This is a genomic window from Kribbella sp. CWNU-51, from assembly GCF_054073265.1.
Genome location: NZ_JBSXMZ010000007.1, coordinates 844014 through 860456, shown reverse-complemented (window position 1 = coordinate 860456; position 16443 = coordinate 844014). Strand labels below are relative to the sequence as shown.

Annotated in this window: 14 protein-coding genes; 11 read left to right on the top strand and 3 right to left on the bottom strand. The window is 69.0% G+C overall.

Annotation, left to right across the window (positions count from 1 at the left end):
* The first annotated feature begins 212 nt into the window (after nt 1-212).
* The 10 genes from ACXC9Q_RS12655 to ACXC9Q_RS12610 are packed head-to-tail and all read left to right on the top strand — an operon-like array spanning nt 213 to nt 10188.
* A complete protein-coding gene (locus ACXC9Q_RS12655; protein WP_457056664.1) occupies nt 213-839 on the top strand; it encodes a DUF6668 family protein in 627 nt (208 codons plus the stop codon).
* 30 nt (nt 840-869) lie between these two features.
* On the top strand, nt 870-1142 hold the full coding sequence (locus ACXC9Q_RS12650; protein WP_329483034.1) for a TrbC/VirB2 family protein: 273 nt from the start codon (nt 870-872) through the stop codon (nt 1140-1142).
* A 41-nt stretch (nt 1143-1183) separates the two neighbouring features.
* Entirely contained in the window at nt 1184-2038 is an 855-nt protein-coding gene (locus ACXC9Q_RS12645) for a hypothetical protein (protein WP_457056663.1), read from the top strand.
* Entirely contained in the window at nt 2035-2943 is a 909-nt protein-coding gene (locus ACXC9Q_RS12640) for a type IV secretion system protein (RefSeq protein WP_457056662.1), read from the top strand. Before ACXC9Q_RS12645 ends, ACXC9Q_RS12640 begins: the two co-directional genes overlap by 4 nt.
* Nucleotides 2944-4503 carry a type IV secretion system protein gene (locus tag ACXC9Q_RS12635; RefSeq protein WP_457056661.1) on the top strand — a complete coding sequence of 520 codons (1560 nt, stop codon included), beginning with the start codon at nt 2944-2946 and terminating at the stop codon, nt 4501-4503.
* The gene (locus ACXC9Q_RS12630; RefSeq protein ID WP_457056660.1) at nt 4490-5998 is read left to right on the top strand and encodes an SCO6880 family protein; all 1509 of its coding nucleotides are present in this window, start codon (nt 4490-4492) and stop codon (nt 5996-5998) included. Before ACXC9Q_RS12635 ends, ACXC9Q_RS12630 begins: the two co-directional genes overlap by 14 nt.
* A 34-nt stretch (nt 5999-6032) precedes the next feature.
* The gene (locus ACXC9Q_RS12625) at nt 6033-7646 is read left to right on the top strand and encodes an ATP/GTP-binding protein (protein ID WP_457056659.1); all 1614 of its coding nucleotides are present in this window, start codon (nt 6033-6035) and stop codon (nt 7644-7646) included.
* Nucleotides 7646-9487: a type IV secretory system conjugative DNA transfer family protein gene (locus ACXC9Q_RS12620; protein ID WP_457056658.1), complete on the top strand. Its 1842-nt coding sequence runs from the start codon at nt 7646-7648 to the stop codon at nt 9485-9487. The genes ACXC9Q_RS12625 and ACXC9Q_RS12620 overlap by 1 nt, the downstream gene beginning before the upstream one ends.
* Nucleotides 9477-9851, top strand: coding sequence for a DUF4913 domain-containing protein (locus tag ACXC9Q_RS12615; protein ID WP_328524763.1), 375 nt, complete (start codon nt 9477-9479; stop codon nt 9849-9851). The genes ACXC9Q_RS12620 and ACXC9Q_RS12615 overlap by 11 nt, the downstream gene beginning before the upstream one ends.
* Before the next feature lies 1 nt (nt 9852).
* Entirely contained in the window at nt 9853-10188 is a 336-nt protein-coding gene (locus tag ACXC9Q_RS12610; protein WP_328524762.1) for a YrdB family protein, read from the top strand.
* Here the strand turns inward: ACXC9Q_RS12610 and ACXC9Q_RS12605 are convergent.
* Nucleotides 10185-10877, bottom strand: a complete 693-nt coding sequence (locus tag ACXC9Q_RS12605) for a hypothetical protein (protein WP_457056657.1) — start codon at nt 10875-10877, stop codon at nt 10185-10187. The two genes, ACXC9Q_RS12610 and ACXC9Q_RS12605, sit on opposite strands and share 4 nt — an antisense overlap.
* Nucleotides 10878-10918: 41 nt before the next feature.
* Complete coding sequence (locus ACXC9Q_RS12600; protein ID WP_457056656.1) at nt 10919-12280, bottom strand: MATE family efflux transporter; 1362 nt, start codon at nt 12278-12280, stop codon at nt 10919-10921.
* 434 nt (nt 12281-12714) lie between these two features.
* On the opposite strand from ACXC9Q_RS12600, the gene ACXC9Q_RS12595 reads away from it, so the two are divergent.
* Nucleotides 12715-15849, top strand: coding sequence for a replicative DNA helicase (locus ACXC9Q_RS12595; RefSeq protein ID WP_457056655.1), 3135 nt, complete (start codon nt 12715-12717; stop codon nt 15847-15849).
* Here ACXC9Q_RS12595 and ACXC9Q_RS12590 read toward each other — a convergent pair.
* Nucleotides 15837-16430, bottom strand: coding sequence for a hypothetical protein (locus tag ACXC9Q_RS12590; RefSeq protein ID WP_457056654.1), 594 nt, complete (start codon nt 16428-16430; stop codon nt 15837-15839). The two genes, ACXC9Q_RS12595 and ACXC9Q_RS12590, sit on opposite strands and share 13 nt — an antisense overlap.
* Nucleotides 16431-16443 lie beyond the last annotated feature (13 nt).

The window sequence follows — 16443 nt, the reverse complement described above, 5'->3', positions numbered from 1 at the left end:
CATCCGACGTCGACGCCCTCGTTCTAGCATGGCCCCCGCACGAGGCATGCCAGGGATTCCGGGCAGGCAGAAACCACGCGAGCCCGGTGGCTCGACTGACCCCGACAAGGGGGTAGAAACATCCTCGCCTGTGGATGGGTCACGAAAGCACACCCGGAAAGCGAGAGAATACTGTGGGCGACAGCCTGTGACGCACCGCGAGAGGAGGGGCCATGACGCAGAACCCATGGACTCGGCAGCAGCAGCAACAGCCGGGCCCGGGTCCGCAACAGCCGTCACCCACCCCCTCGCCGGACCTCACTCCACGGGGGCCGTCCGCGCCGCAGCACGGTGTTCCGGCGCCCGCGGAGGATCAACGGCTGCCCAAGTTCGCGATCCCGGTCGCGGACACGTTGTGGTGGGTCGGTGTGCACGGCGGCGCCGGCGAGACCACGATGTCGCTCCTCCTCCCGGGCACCCGGGCGGCCGGCCATCGCTGGCCGATCCCGCCGCCACCGGTGCCGACCCCGGTCATCCTGGTCGCCCGGACCCACGGATCCGGCCTGCGGGCCGCTCAACGCGCCGCGATCGAGTGGGCCTCGGGAGTGGTCCAGGGAGTCGCCGTGCTCGGCCTGGTGCTGATCGCGGACGCCCCGGGCCGGCTGCCCCGCGTGCTCGACGACTTCGCCGACATCGTCGGCGGCGGCGTACCGCGGGTGTGGGACATCCCGTGGATCGAGGAGTGGCGCAGAGGGGAGGCTCCCACGCCTGACAACACCCCGGACGAGGTTTTCGAAGTCCTTGAATCCATCTACGCTCTTCGCGCGTCAAACCCAGCGGACTACCCCGCCCCGTACTGAAAGGCACCTATCGCGATGATGTTGGTACACGTGATCTCGGACGCTGTCAGCCAGCTTCCGCTCGTCGATGACCCTGGCGTGGGCTCGAAGCCGCCGGGTGCGGAGAAGCTCAACCTGGTGATCAAGTGGGTCACCTGGATCGCTTTCACCATCTGCATCCTCGGCATCGTGATCGCCGGCGCCATGATGGCCGTCGGCCAGCGGCGCGGCGAGGGTGGCGAGCACGCGGCCCGGCTGGGCTGGGTCCTGGCGGCCTGCATCGTGATCGGCTCGGCGTCGGCCCTGGTCGGCCTGCTGCAGTGACGATCAGCAGCATCGGCCGGTTCGTCGGAGGCTGATCGGCCATGGGACTGTTCAGCCGGGATCCCGACTCCGGCCTCGGAGACGGCGACGCCGGGGGTGAGGGCACGCGCTTCTGGCAGGAGCGCGGATTCGTTGCCTCGGCGATCGTCGTCGGTGCGGTGTTCGTCTGTCTGCTGGTGTGGGTCTTCGCCCGCGGCTCGGGTACGCCTACCTCGCAGCAGTCACCGGCGCCGACCTCCGTCGTACCCACCGAACAGCCCACCGAGGAGCCGTCCGTGCCGCCCGCCACACCCACGGAGGAACCGACCGGCACCACCACGCCGGGTACGCCGCCGCCGATCAACTCGTCGACCGGCGGGTGTAACAACCGGCATCCGGACCAGCAGATTCCGCGCGCCGCGCCGCCGGCTGTCACCTGGCAGTTCGAGGCCGACATGCTCATCCCCCTCCAGAAGGCCGGTGGCCCGGCGACGACAGCCGACAACGGCGTGCGTTCCTGTTTCGCGCACTCGCCGACCGGAGCGGTGCTCGCGACGCTGGTGCTGCTCGGCCAGATCCGCAACCAGGACCTGGCTGAGTCTGTGCTGGAGACGCGTGTCGTGCCCGGACCGGGCCGGACACGTGCGCTCGCCGAAGTCCGGAACCCGACCCCGCAGGCCACCGGGCAGGTTCAGTTCGCCGGTTTCAAAGTGATCGACTACCAGCGCAACCGCGCGATCATCCAGGTCGCGGCCGAGCTGGACAACTCGAGTGTCGCGTCGCTGCCGATCACGATGGTCTGGTCGGGCGGCGACTGGAAAGCGGCGCTCATGCCCGACGGCAGCTTCAACGGCGAGGTCGCCCCTGACGTGCTTCAAGGGCTCGACGGCTACGTCAGGTTCAGTGGTGCGTCGTGATCGCCCTCAGCTGTTCCTGGTGGCCCGGGGACTGGGACGACTGTGTCGAGCACTACCTCGGCAAGGCGCTCAGTGCCGCCATGGGCCCCTTCTTCAAGCCGATCTTCGACGCCATCGAGAAAGTCGTCGTGGACGCCGTCAACGCCGTGCTGAAGGCTGTCGGTTTCCTCTGGATCTACATCAAGACGCCGGACGTCTCCAACAACGGCACCGTCAGCTTCATCCAGGTCCACACGAACTACATCCTGGGTGCGGCCGCCTTCATCGCCGTGGTCGTCGCCGCCATCCAGATGGCGGTCTCGCACCGTGGTGAGCCGCTGCGCGAGATCCTGAAGTCGCTGCTCACCATGGTCGTGGTGTCGGCTGCCGGCACCAGCTTCGCCGCGTTGCTGATCCAGGCCTCGGACGAGTTCTCCTCGTGGATCATCAGCACAGCGCTCAACGCGGACGACAAATCCTTCGCGGAACAGCTCGCCGCCAAGATGGCCGATCCGCTCAAGGACCCGGGGGATCAGCTGCAGTTCGCCCTGATCATCTTCGTCGGCATCCTGATGGTGATCACCGCGATCATCCAGCTGGGGCTGATGATCGTCCGGTACGGGATGCTCGTGCTGCTGGTCGGCGTACTCCCGCTGACCGCCGCGGCGACGAACACCGAGATGGGCATGATGTGGTTCAAGCGGGCGATCGGCTGGCTGGCCGGATTCATCATCTACAAACCGGTGGCGGCGTTGATCTACGCCACGGCGATCACGCTGATGACCACACCGGCGGTGCCCGAAGGGGCCAAGGCGCCGGAGGGGACGCCGCAGACGCTCAAGGTCGTCATGGGCGTCACCATGATGATCATCGCGGTTGTCGCGCTGCCCGCCATCCTGCGCTTCGTCTCGCCGAGGACGTCCTAGATGATTCCGCTCGACAGCTGGTACGACAAGCTCCTCCACGCCATCCAAAGTGTTCTTCCGACTGCTGTGGGCAAGGTGATCGACCTGATCTTCCAGCCGATTCTCGAGGCCATCGCTGCCGCGATCACGCTGGTGATGGGCACGATCGGAACCTTCTGGATCTACGTCAAGACACCGGCCGTCGGCAGCACCACGACCGGTCAGCCGGCCAACGACTCGGTCGGCTTCATCTGGGAGCACACCCAGTACATCGCGATCTTCGTCGCCGTGATCGGGGTGCTGGTCGGCGCCATCCAGATGGCCTGGAGCCAGCGGGGCGAGTCGGCGCGAGACATCCTCCGGTCACTGATCACGCTGGCCATCGCTTCGACGCTGGCGGTCGCGGTCGCGCAGGCGCTGATCGAGTTCGGCGACAAGTTCTCCGACTGCCTGGTCACCACCGCGCTGTGGGACAACGGCGAGGGCTGGCACTGCGGCATGGGCAACACCGGCGGCAGCAAGAGCTTCGGGGAAACGATGACGACGCTGCTCGGCTTCTCCGCGGCCGGGGGGCCGATCGCCATCGGCCTGATGATCACCATCGGCATCCTGACCATCGTCGCGGGCGTGATCCAGATCGTGCTGATGGTGGTCCGTTCCGCGATGCTGATCCTGTTGCTCGGCGTGCTGCCGATCGCGGCGGCCGCGACGAACACCGAGATGGGCCGGAGCTGGTTCAAGCGGATCATCTCCTGGCTGCTCGCCTTCATCCTCTACAAACCGGTGGCCGCGATCGTCTACGCGACCGCGATCAGACTCACCTCGAACAACGGGCAGGGCCTGAAATTCGACGGCGACCACATCGGCGGTCAGATCATGAACATGATCACCGGCGTGACCATGCTGGTGCTCGCACTGTTCGCGCTGCCCGCGCTGATGCGGTTCATCGTGCCGATGGTCGCCGCCACCGCGAGCGGCGCCGGGGCCGGCATGCTCGCGGCCAAGCTCGGCGGACCAGCCGTGGACAAGCTGGCCGACGCGGCCAACAAAGCCGGCGATCAAGGCGGTGGCAGTGGTGGCGGCGACGGCCCGACCGGTGCCCAGAATGTCGGTCGCGCCACCCAGCAGTCGCAACCCCCGAGCGGTGGTGGCGGCGGTGGTGGTGGTGCCGCGGCAGGCGGTGAAGGCGGCGCTGCGGCAGCAGGCGGTGGTGGTGGCGGCGCGGCGGCAGGCGCCGCCGGCGGTGGTGGAGGTGCCGCGGCCGGTGGTGGAGCCGCAGCCGCTGGTGGTGGGGCGGCGGCAGCTGCCGGTCCGGCCGCGGCCGCGGTGGTGGCCGTGAAGATGGGTGTGGACGCCACCAAGGCGGCCGGCCAGATGGCCGCCGGCGAAACCATGGGCAACGACGCCATGGACGAAGGCTCCGGAGGCGGAGGCGGAGGCGGTGGAGGCGGCGGCGGCCCGAGCGGCAGCGGTGGCCCCACCCGCGACCCGGGCCGGCAACAGCAGGCGACCCGACAGCCACCGCAGCAGCACCAGCAACCTCCACCTCGACCTCCGGACGGACCACGTGGCAGCGGCTGACAACGTACGAAGCGCCCCGCGCACCTACGGCAACTGGCGCCAGCCGGCGTCGGCGGGTATCGCCGGCCTGGGCACCTTGGGCACCGCCATCATGATGGGCGGTCTGCTCCTGACGATCGTCACGATGATGGCGGGCGGTCTGCTCGCCGCAGTCATCACGCTGCTGCTCGTCGCGGTCGCTCTGCTGCTGCTGATGACCAAGGACAAGCACGGGCAGTCCGCGTTGCAACGGATCTCGACTCGCATTGGATGGCAACGAGCAAAGATGGCGAAGCACAACGTCTACCGTTCCGGTCCGCTCGGGCGGACCGCGTGGGGCAAGTTCCAGATCCCTGGCCTGGCCGCGGCGTCCCAGCTGAGCGAGTACAAGGATTCGTACGGGCGGCCGTTCGCGCTGCTGTTCTACCCGAGCACCCGGCACTTCACCGTGATCATCAACGCCGAGCCCGATGGTGCGTCGCTGGTCGACGAGGAGCAGGTGGATGTCTGGGTCGCGCACTGGGGTCAGTGGCTGGCCTCGCTCGGCCACGAGCCGGGCATCGTCGCCGCGTCGGTGACGGTGGAGAGCGCGCCCGACACCGGCATCCGGCTGCGCCGTGAGGTCGGCAACAACATGATGGACGGTACGCCGGCCATCGCGCGGGCCATGCTCACCGAGGTGGTGCAGACCTACCCGGAGGGCTCCGCGCTGGTCTCGGCCCGGGTCGCGCTCACCTTCAAGGGCACGGACCGCAACGGCAAGCGCCGCAAGGAAGAGGACATGGGCCGCGAGCTCGCGTCGCGGTTGCCCGCACTCACCCAGAGCCTGAACGCCACCGGTGCGGGTGCGGCCCGGCCGGTCACCGCGCAGGAGCTGTGCGAGACGATCCGGATCGCGTACGACCCGGCCTCCGCCGTACTGATCGACGAAGCACGCAGCCAGGGGATGGCGCCGGAGCTGCAGTGGACCGACGTCGGCCCGGCCGCCGCCCAAGGGTTCTGGGACAAGTACCGGCACGACTCCGCGTGGTCGGTGACCTGGCAGATGACCCAGGCGCCGCGTGGTGAGGTGTTCTCGTCGGTGCTGTCCCAGCTGGTCGCGCCGCACGCCGACATCGACCGCAAGCGGGTCACCCTGCTCTACCGACCGCTGGACGCGGCCACCTCGGCCCGGATGGTGGAGGCGGACAAGCGCAACGCGTCCTTCCGGGCGACCACCTCGAACCGGCCGACCGCGCGGACGATGGCCGAGGCGCGGGCCGCCGACCGGACCGCGCAGGAGGAGGCGCGTGGGGCCGGTCTGGTCAACTTCGGCATGGTCGTGACCGGAACGGTGATGACGGCCGAGCAGATTCCTGACATGGTCGCTGCCATCGACAATCTGGGCGCCACCGCGCGCATCCTGCTCCGGCCGGCGTACGGCTCGCAGGATTCCGCGTTCGTGGCCGCCTTGCCGCTGGGCGTCGTACTCCAGAGCCACCTGGCCGTCCCGGCCGGGCTCCGGGAGGCCCTATGACCAAGACCAGCACAGTGACATCTGGGGAGTCACAGTGAGCAAGAAGACGAAGAAGCCGGTCGACCCGTCGCGCCGGGGCAAGCGCCCCATGCCGCGGGGCTGGCCAGGTCCGGGCGGTGGCTACTCGACCTACCTGCAGGCTCCGGCCGAGTGGCGCGGTACGACGGTGCAGGTCTGCGGCATGTGGCCGTTCTCGGCCGGCACCGGCAGCCCGATGGTCGGCGTACCGATCGGGCGAAACATCCTGTCCGGCGCGACCATGTGCTGCGATCCGATCAGCTGGTTCATGCGGGCCAAACTGATCTCGAACCCGTCGATGTTCGTGCTCGGCAAGCCGGGTCTGGGCAAGTCGACGATCACCCGCCGGATGGCGCTCGGCATGGCCGGCTACGGCATCCAGCCACTGGTGCTGGGCGACCTGAAGCCCGACTACAAGGACCTGATCGAGGCCCTCGGCGGGCAGGTCATCCAGCTCGGCCGCGGCCGTGGTCACCTGAACGTGCTCGACCCGGGCGAGTCCCGCCAGGCCGCGCTCCGGCTCACCGGCAAGGCCCGCGAGGCGATCCAGGCGGACGCGCACGGCCGCCGGCAGACCATGGTGTCGGCGCTGATCTCGATCATGCGCTCGGCCCCTCCGACGGACCGCGAGGAGACCATCATCGACGAGGCCCTCAAGGTCCTCGACGAGAGATACGCCGGTACGCCGGTGCTGCGTGACCTGCTCCAAGTCGTCCAGGAGGCACCGGACCGGGTCCGCAACGTCGCCCTGGACCGCGGCAGCCTCGACCGGTACCGGCAGATCACCGAGGGCCTCGAGGCGTCGCTGATCGGTCTGGTCGGTGGTGGCCGGCTGGGTGAGATCTTCTCCGAACAGACCGACAACCCGATGCAGCTGGACCGTCCGGTCGTGTTCGACGTGTCCAACATCGACGACTCCGAGACGAACCTGCAGGCCGCCGTACTGCTGGCCTGCTGGTCGTACGGCTTCGGAGCGGTTGCGGTCTCGCAGGCGCTGGCCGACGCCGGCCTCGAGCCGCGGCGGCACTACTTCGTCATCCTCGACGAGCTCTGGCGGGTGCTACGGGCCGGCCGTGGTCTGGTCGACCGCGTCGACGCGCTGACCCGGTTGAACCGGCAGCGTGGTGTCGGCATGGCGATGATCTCGCACACCATGTCCGACCTGCTGGCGCTGGAGCACCCCGAGGACCGGATGAAGGCGAAGGGCTTCGTCGAGCGCTCCGGCATGGTCATCTGCGGCGGTCTGCCGCGGGCCGAGATGGAGAACCTGACCGAGGTCGTGCCGATGTCCCAGGAAGAGCAGAACATGCTCATCGGCTGGCAGGACCCGCCCGCGTGGGATCCGGCCACCGGTGAGGAGGCCGCGCCACCCGGCCGCGGCAACTTCCTGGTCAAGGTGGGTGGCCGCCCGGGCATCCCGGTACACGTCGGCCTCACCTCGGTCGAGCGCGAGATCAACGACACCAACAAGCTGTGGAAGACCGGCGCCGACGGCCAGCCGCTGAAGGTCGAGGTCGCCCCCGACGGCACCGAGGAGATCGTCGGGCAGTACAGCCTGGACGACCCGGCGATGCTGCCGCCGCCCGATCCCAGTACCCGAGTGGTCGCCCGAACGGGAGTTGACGAGTAATGGCCCAGGGCAAGAAGAGCACCGGACCGGGCGGGCTGTCCGCCGAGTCGATCCTGGTCTTCATCGGCATCGGCCTGTTCGCGATCGTCGTGGTCGGCGTGTGGGGCGCGCTCAAGATCGCCGCCGGGATCAACAACACCCGCCCGGTGCCGAACCCGATGAGGGCGCTGGCCGACCTGATCAAGGGCCGGCTGATGTGGTCCGGCGCGGCCACCGGCGTCCTCATCCTCGAGGTTCTGGTGCTGCTCGGGCTCGCCGGCGGCGTCTGGTTCTTCGTCCGGAACCAGCGGTCCTCGGTCGGCCGGGTGGACAAGCAGGCGTTCCTGATGTCGAAGCGGTCCGAGATCTACAAGCTCACCCGTGAGGGTGCGCAGGACATCGCCAACCGGCTCGGCGCCGGGCACGCCGGTCCCGGCATCCTGATCGGCCGGACCGTCCGGGACAACCTCGAGGTCTTCGGGTCCTGGGAAGACATGCACGTCGACATCTGGGGTCCCCGGACCGGTAAGACCACGTCCCGCGCCGTGCCGGCGATCCTGGACGCGCCGGGCTCAGTGGTCGCCACGTCGAACAAGCGGGACATCGTCGACGCCACCCGCGGGCCGCGGTCCGAGCGCGGGCCGGTCTGGGTGTTCGACCCGCAGGAGGTCTGCGAGGAGCCGCCGAACTGGTGGTGGAACCCGCTCAGCTACATCACCGACGAGACCAAGGCGCGCGAGATGGCGGAGCACTTCGTCGCCTCGCAGCGCAAGGAGACCGCCCAGACCGACGCGTTCTTCGATGCCGCCGGCACCGATCTGCTGGCCGGGCTGCTGCTCGCGGCCGCGGTCGCGAAGCGCCCGATCACCCAGGTCTACTCCTGGCTGGCCGACCAGCGGAACGACGAGCCCGAGCGGATCCTGCGCAACACCCCCGGCCTGCAGTTGTCCGCGGACGCGCTGTCCGGGGTCATCAACGCGCCGGACAAGCAGCGGGCCGGTGTCTACGGCACCGCCCAGCAAAGTGCGATGTTCCTGGTCAACCGCAAGGTCACCCGCTGGGTCATCCCGCAGGGCCCGAACGACACGCGCCCGCAGTTCAACCCGCACGAGTTCGTCCGCCAGGGCGGCACGCTGTACAGCCTCTCCAAGGAAGGCGCCGGTACGGCGGGCCCGCTGGTCACCGCTCTCACGGTGGCCGTCGTGGAGGCGGCCGAGCAGTACGCGCGCGGCATGCCGATGGGCCGCATGCCGAGCCCGCTGGTCGGCGTACTGGACGAGGCCGCGAACGTCTGCCGCTGGAAGAACCTGCCCGACCTCTACAGCCACTTCGGTTCCCGCGGCATCGTGCTGATGACGATCCTGCAGTCGTGGGCGCAGGGCCAGGAGTGCTGGGGCGACCACGGCATGGAGAAGCTCTGGTCCGCCGCCAACATCCGGGTGTACGGCGGCGGCGCCTCGGACTCGAACTTCCTCGAGCGGCTGAGCAAGCTGATCGGCGACTACGACATCGTCTCCAGTTCGGTCTCGTACAACGAGGGCAAGCGCGGCACCAGCCGGCAGACCCAGCGGCACAACATCCTCGAGGTGTCCGACCTGGCCGCGATGCCGCCCGGGCGCGCGGTCGTGTTCCCGTCCGGTATCCCGGCGACGATGGTGAAGACGGTGCCGTGGTTCACCCGGCCGGACGCCGGTGCGGTGAAGGCTTCGCTGGCCAAGTACGACCCGGGAGCGTCCGGTGCGCCCGCGCCGCAGGCCGGCGGGAACCCGTGGGTCTCGGCCGGCACCCAGCAGGCGCCCGCTCCGCGCGGTCCGGAGAAGCCGGTCTGGGAGCAGAACGAGGAGCAGCGCGGTGGATGGTGAACAGGAGCTCTTCTACCCGCATGTCGCGGCGTTCGTCGAGGACCGGCTGATCTACCTGTACACCCGACGGATCGGGCAGCAGTACATCTGGTGCCCGGAGTGGTACCGGCATGCCGAGGCGCTGAGCCGGCTGGACTCGATCTGGCGCGCCTGGGAACACCTGCGGCTCGACCCGGCGACCGGGATGTCGGTCTGGTGGCGTGACCACGCCGACCCGCACATGATGGCGCTGCTCGACCCGGACGGCCCGTTCGCGGCCTGCCGGGGTGCGCACACCGACTACCCGATCCCGCCGCTGCCGGTGGAGGAACCGCCCGCGGGCCTGTTCTTCGACCAGCGCCAGCCCAACCTCCGCGGCATCTGAGATGTGGAAATGGGGCAACCTGCTGCTGGCCTTCCTGGCCGAGTTGGTTGCCCTAGGCATCTTCGCCTGGTGGGGCTGGGAGGCTGTCTCCAGTACTCCGCTCAAGCTCTTGCTCGCGATCGGCCTGCCGGTCGTCGCCGCGGTGCTGTGGGGACTGTTCGCCGCGCCGACCGCGTCCCGCGGCACTCCGGTGGTGAGGGCGATCGTGAAGGTCGTCGTCTTCGGATTGGCGGGTGCCGCGCTGTGGAGCCTCGGGCACCCGCTGCTCGCCGTGATCTTCGTCGTGGTGGTCGCGGCGAACCTACTGATCATCCACGTCCAGAAGATCGAGCCTTAGTCACCTAATCCGATGTCGGGCTGGGTGCTTCGGTCGTGCACCTTCTGCTTGAGCTGCTTGCGCACGAACTTGCGGGCGCGTGGTGCCTCAGCCGGTGGGTTGCGGACGGCCTCGCTGGCGGGCGGCTGTGCCTCACCGCGTCGCTGCCGGGCCTCCTCGTCGTACCGATCGGCGATGCCGTCGTCGCGGTCCGCGTCCCGGTCCTCGCGGACGGCGGCGCGCTGGTAGCGGCGGCCGGCCGCGGCGGTGGCGTCCGCGCCGGGCTCGTCGGGTCTGGCAGCCGCCTCGTCGAGCAGATGGTTGCCATGGGCCCAGTAGCTGGTGGCCTGCCGGCGTTCGGCCCCGGCGTCGCGGCGGTAGCGGTCGCGGTCCGACTCGGCGATCTCGGCCAGCCGGATCGCTTCGGTGGTCTCCGCGGTGGCGTCGAGAACCTCGCGCCGCTCGCGGACCTCTTCCAGCACCCGCTCGTCCCGGGTCGCAAGCTCGATCCGCTCGTCGCGGGCCTGGTCGAGCTCCTCCTGGCGGCGGGCCTCTTCCTCCTCCGGAGTCGGCCCGACCACAGCGGCCGGACGCTCGCCGTCCCGCTCCCAGGCGCGGGCTCCGTGCCGCTCGCTCGCGGCCCCGGTGTCGTCGTCGCCTTGCGCGTGGTCGGGCTCGAGCGCGACGGTCTCCTCGTCGGTGTCGGCCATGCCGCTCCTTTCCTCCGGCTCCACGATGCCGCACCCCGGGGTCAGCGGGTAGCCCCAGTCACCAGCCAGCCGTCACCGCGCTCGCGGGTGATCAGGGTGAGCAGCCGCAGCAGCATGTAAACACCGAACGCCCACCACAGCGCGACGATGCCACCGCCGAGCCACAGGACGCACAGCGCCAGCGGTACATAGAGCACGAGCGCGATGACGCCGGCCACCGCGAGATACGGTCCGTCGCCCGCGCCGATGAGTACGCCGTCCAGGACGAAGACGACCCCGTTCACCGGTTGCCAGAGTGCGGCGACGACCAGTACGGCGGCGAGAGTACTGCGTACCTCTGGATCCGAACTGAACAAGGGGACGTAGAGGTCGCGCAGACCCCACAGAGCGAGGCCGCCGATCAGTCCGGAGAACAGGCCCCACCACATCATCCGGCGGGTGATCGCCCGAGTGCCGGCCACGTCGCCCGCTCCCAGCGATCGGCCGGTGAGCGCCTGGGCGGCGATGGCGATCGCGTCGAGCGCGAGGGCCAGGAAGGACCAGAGGGTGAACGCGACCTGGTGTGCCGCGACCGACGTCGTACCCAAGGCTGTGGCGACGAAGGCGAGCAGGATGATTGCCGCGCGCAACGTCAGGGTGCGGACGATCAGCGGCACGCCCATCTGCGCCGACGCGAGGATGCCGGGGCGGTCCGGCCGCAGCTTGGCGCCGTCGCGCCGGGCGCCGCGGACGACTACCACGACGAGTGCTACACCGGCTGCGGTCTGGGCGAGCGCCGTACCGAGTGCCGAGCCGGCGATGTCAAGGTCGAGGCCGTAGACCAGCAGGACGTTCAGGCCGATGTTGGCGAGGTTGGCGCTGATGGCGACGATCATGGGCGTCTTGGTGTCTTGCAAACCGCGCAGTACGCCGGTCGCCGCGAGCAGGAGCAGCATCGACGGGATCCCGAAACAGGAGATCCGCAGATAGGTCACCGCGTGACCCGCCACATCCGCGGATGGGTCGAACGCCGCGATGGCGGCCGGCGCCAGGATGAGCCCGGCCAGCGCCAGTACGACGCCCAGCAGCAACGCCAGCCAGAGTCCGTCGATCCCCTGAGCCAGGGCGCCGCGGTGATCACCGGCCCCGATCCGCCGGGCGACGGACGAGGTGGTGCCGTACGCGAGGAACACGCAGACGCCGACCAGCGTCTGCAGGATCGTCCCCGCGACACCGAGCGCGGCGAGTTGCGGCGTACCGAGGTGCCCGACGATCGCCGAGTCCGCGAGCAGCATCAGCGGCTCCGACACCAGGGCGAAGAACGCGGGGACCGCGAGCCGGAGGATCTCCTTGTCCTGGACCCCGATCAGTCGACGCAGTCCGGTCCGACCCGTCACCGTGCCGTCGGCTGGGGACGGAGGCATGTCATGAGCATGCGGCCTATTGTGCCTGACTTCGGCTGTGCACAGACTCCGGATCCCGCACTCCGGAAAAAGGACGCAAAGTTTTTCTTCTCCACAGTTGTGAATGAGTGAAAGTGCAGGTCAGAGGGATGTTGTGGACCGTTGTCCCCAGATATCCACAGGGTTGTGCCCAACCTGTGCACACCCGTTCACCGGGTTTCCCACAGTTCGTCCACACCCCCCTGTGGACGACCGGCTACCACCCGGTGACCAGACCGGCGTACGGTCGCGTGACTGACGCCGTCCGCCCGCAGTCTCGGGGGCGAGCCCGCCCGCGGATGGCGCCGGGGGGACCCTCGTTCCGGCGGGGCGGAAAGTGTCGGCGAGCAGAGCTAAGATTCGATCAGGTGTTCGAGCCCGGCATTCGGTGTTGGGCGGCGAGGAGGTCGGGCGAAGTGAGCGTGGCGGAGTTCCGCGGGGGACAGGGCGGCGGCCAGGAAGAGCGCAACCCGGAGATGGGCTTCGACCGCACGCCGCCGCAGGATCTGGCGGCCGAGCAGTGCGTGCTCGGCGCGATGATGCTGAGCAAGGACGCGATCGCCGACGTGATCGAGACCCTGCGCGGCACGGACTTCTACCGCCCGGCCCACGAGATAGTCTTCGACGCGGTCACCGACCTGTACGCGCGGGGCGAGCCGGCCGACGCGATCACCGTCGCCGCCGAGCTGAACCGCCGGGGCGAGATGGCCCGCATCGGCGGCGCGCCGTACGTGCACACCCTGGTCGCCTCCGTCCCGCTCGCGGCGAACGCGGGGTATTACGCGCACATCGTCCGGGAAAAGGCGATCCTGCGCCGCCTGGTCGAGGCCGGCACGAAGATCGTCCAGCTCGGGTATGCCGGTGAGGGTGAGGTCGACGACGTCGTCGACGAGGCGCAGGCCGAGATCTACTCCGTCACGGAGAAGCGGACCACCGAGGACTACGCGCCGCTGAAGGACATCATGGAGGGCGCTCTCGACGAGATCGAGGCGATCGACTCCCGTGGCGACGCGATGGTCGGCGTACCGACCGGGTTCACCGATCTCGACGAGCTGACCAACGGCCTGCACCCCGGTCAGATGATCATCGTCGCCGCCCGTCCCGCGATGGGGAAGGCGCTCGCCCTCGATACCGCCCTGCCGACGCCGTCCGGTTGGACCACGATGGGCGAGGTTGCCGTCGGCGATCAGCTCCTCGACGTCAACGGCCAGCCGACCACTGTGGTCGCGGCGACCGAGGTGATGGTGGACCGGCCGTGTTTCCGGCTGTCCTTCTCCGATGGCAGCACGATCGTCGCCGACGCCGACCACCAGTGGGTGGTCGAGGACGGCGGCCGCCCGGTGGTCTGCACGACCGCTGACCTGCACACGGCGATGTCCGCGAGTCCCGGGCTGACACCGCCGATCCCCGGGTCGGCGCCGCGCCAGATCACCGGGCACGGTTTTCCGGCCGCGCTGTCGGGTGAGGGTGAGCGGCGGATCGAGTGGATCGACGCTGTGGACAGCGTGCCGGTCCGCTGCGTCGAGGTGGACAACCCCGACCATCTGTACCTGGCCGGCAAGACGATGGTCCCGACCCACAACTCCACCCTGGGCCTGGACCTCGCCCGCTCCGCGTCGATCCGGCACGGCCTGACCTCATGCATCTTCTCGCTCGAGATGAGCCGCAACGAGATCACCATGCGTCTGCTCTCGGCCGAGGCCAAGGTGCCGCTGCACCACATGCGCAACGGCAAGATGACCGACGAGGACTGGGCCCGGCTGGCCCGCAAGATGGGCGAGGTCTCCGAGGCGCCGCTCTTCATCGACGACTCGCCGAACCTCACCATGATGGAGATCCGCGCGAAGGCCCGCCGCCTCAAACAACGCCACGACCTCCGCCTCATCGTCATCGACTACCTCCAGCTGATGACGTCCGGCAAGAAGGTCGAGTCCCGCCAACTCGAAGTCTCCGAGTTCTCCCGCTCCATCAAACTCCTGGCCAAAGAACTGGAACTCCCCGTAGTAGCCATCTGCCAGCTGAACCGAGGCTCCGAACAACGCTCCGACAAACGCCCCATGGCCTCCGACCTCCGCGAATCGGGTTGCCTGACCGCGGACACCCGGCTCCTGCGCGCGGACACCGGTGCGGAGATCTCGCTCGGCGAGCTGCTGGCAACGGACGCGCGTGACATCCCCGTCTGGTCGTTGGATGACCGGCTGAAGCTGGTGCCGCGCACGCTCACACACGCTTTCCCGAGCGGCGTGAAGGAGGTCTTCCGGCTGAAGCTCGCCTCCGGCCGCGAGATCAAGGCCACCGCGAACCACCCCTTCCTCACGTACGACGGCTGGAAGCCGCTGGGCGAGCTGGTCCCGGGTTCCCGGTTGGGATCGCTCCGGCATGTCCCACCACCGCTCGAGCTCAAGCCGTGGGACGAGGACGAGATCACGCTGCTCGCTCACCTGCTCGGCGACGGCTCGTTCGTCAAGCGCCAGCCGATCCGCTACGCGAGCATCGACGAGGCCAACCTGACCGCCGTCGCCGACGCTGCCCACCGACGCTTCGGCATCACCGCCGTACGGGACGAGTACGCCGCCGCCCGGGTGACCACCCTGCGCCTCCCCGCGCCGTACCGGCTGGCCCGCGGCAAGCGGAACCCGATCGCCGCCTGGCTCGACGACCTGGGTCTCTTCGGTTTACGCAGTCACGAGAAGTTCATCCCCGCCGGCATCTTCGGGCTGCCGAAGGAGCAGGTCGCCCACTTCATCCGCCACCTCTGGGCCACCGACGGCTCCGTTCGCTGGGACGCCAAGGTCGGCCAAGGCCGCGTCTACTACGCCAGCACCAGCCGCCGCCTCGTCGACGACCTCGCCCGCCTCCTCCTCCGCCACAACATCTTCAGCCGGATCAAGACCGCGAAGAAGGAGGGGTACCGCGACTCGTACCACCTGCACATCTACGGCGCCGAGAACCAGTTGCGCTTCTGCGACCAGATCGGCGTACACGGTCTGCGTGGCCTGAAGGTACTGGAGGTCGCGACAGCCCTGCGCGACGTCAAGGGCAACACCAACCTCGACACGGTGCCGAAGGAAATCTGGTCGCGGGTCCGCGAAGTCCTTGCCGAGCGCAACGTCACCCATCGCGAGTTCGCCGCGGCCATGGGCACCCAGTTCTCCGGTTCGACGATGTGGAAGCACGCCCCGAGCCGACAGCGCCTCGCCAAGGTCGCCGACATCCTCGACAACGCCGACCTCGAGGTCCTCGCCACCAACGACATCTTCTGGGACACCATCACGTCGGTCGAAAGCCTCGGCGACAAGGAGGTGTACGACGCCACCGTCCTAGGCACCCACAACTTCGTAGCCGAAGGCATCGCTGTCCATAATTCCCTGGAGCAGGACGCCGACGTAGTAATCCTCCTCCACCGTGAGGATGCCTACGAGCGCGAGTCCACCCGCCCCGGCGAAGCCGACTTCATCGTCGCCAAACACCGCAACGGCCCCACCGCCGAGGTCGTCGTAGCCTTCCAGGGCCACTACTCCCGTTTTGTGGACATGGCTCACGACGGCTGACGAGCTGGGGTGGTGGGCGGGCTGGTGGGTGTGATGGTTCTGGCGTGCAGGCGGGCGAGGGTGAGGCCCAGCGCGAGCCAGCTGGCGCCCCAGAGCAGACCCAGCAGGATGAAATGGGTGGGCTTGTCGATGGAGTACCAGGACGCGGTGAACAGGCCGGCCGCGACGGTCACGAGCGGTGCCCAGGCGGCCCAGCCCCTCAGCTGACGGGTGCGGACAGTGCACACTCCGACTGTCGCCAGGCCGGCGAACATGAGGAGGATGCTCGCGACGATCGCCGCGTCGGCCGGAGCCGACGGATCGGTGATCAGCCAGATCGATACCGCGACGCGCAGGAGATAGCCGGCGATCGCAGCGGCGCCTGCGACCCGGGCGAGTCGTCGTGGCCTGGCCACGTCGAGCTGGAGCCAGCCGATCACGCCGCCGATCATCCCGAGGTTGACCGCGAGCCAGACCAGCTCGAAGCCGGCATCGGTGATCCGCGGATATCCGACGACGATCGCGGCCACTCCGTAGCCGACTTGCAGTACGGCGCCGCCCAGGCACACCACGATCGCCGTCCGCTGTCCTCTTCCGTTCATTGCTCCCCCTCCA

Excerpts from the sequence above, each read along its gene's own strand:
- ACXC9Q_RS12635 (WP_457056661.1), top strand. The coding sequence starts at position 2,944 with ATGATTCCGCTCGACAGCTGGTACGACAAGCTCCTCCACGCCATCCAA.
- ACXC9Q_RS12645 (WP_457056663.1), top strand. The coding sequence starts at position 1,184 with ATGGGACTGTTCAGCCGGGATCCCGACTCCGGCCTCGGAGACGGCGAC.
- ACXC9Q_RS12610 (WP_328524762.1), top strand. The coding sequence starts at position 9,853 with ATGTGGAAATGGGGCAACCTGCTGCTGGCCTTCCTGGCCGAGTTGGTT.
- ACXC9Q_RS12600 (WP_457056656.1), bottom strand. The coding sequence starts at position 12,280 with ATGCCTCCGTCCCCAGCCGACGGCACGGTGACGGGTCGGACCGGACTG.
- ACXC9Q_RS12620 (WP_457056658.1), top strand. The coding sequence starts at position 7,646 with ATGGCCCAGGGCAAGAAGAGCACCGGACCGGGCGGGCTGTCCGCCGAG.
- ACXC9Q_RS12590 (WP_457056654.1), bottom strand. The coding sequence starts at position 16,430 with ATGAACGGAAGAGGACAGCGGACGGCGATCGTGGTGTGCCTGGGCGGC.
- ACXC9Q_RS12655 (WP_457056664.1), top strand. The coding sequence starts at position 213 with ATGACGCAGAACCCATGGACTCGGCAGCAGCAGCAACAGCCGGGCCCG.
- ACXC9Q_RS12605 (WP_457056657.1), bottom strand. The coding sequence starts at position 10,877 with ATGGCCGACACCGACGAGGAGACCGTCGCGCTCGAGCCCGACCACGCG.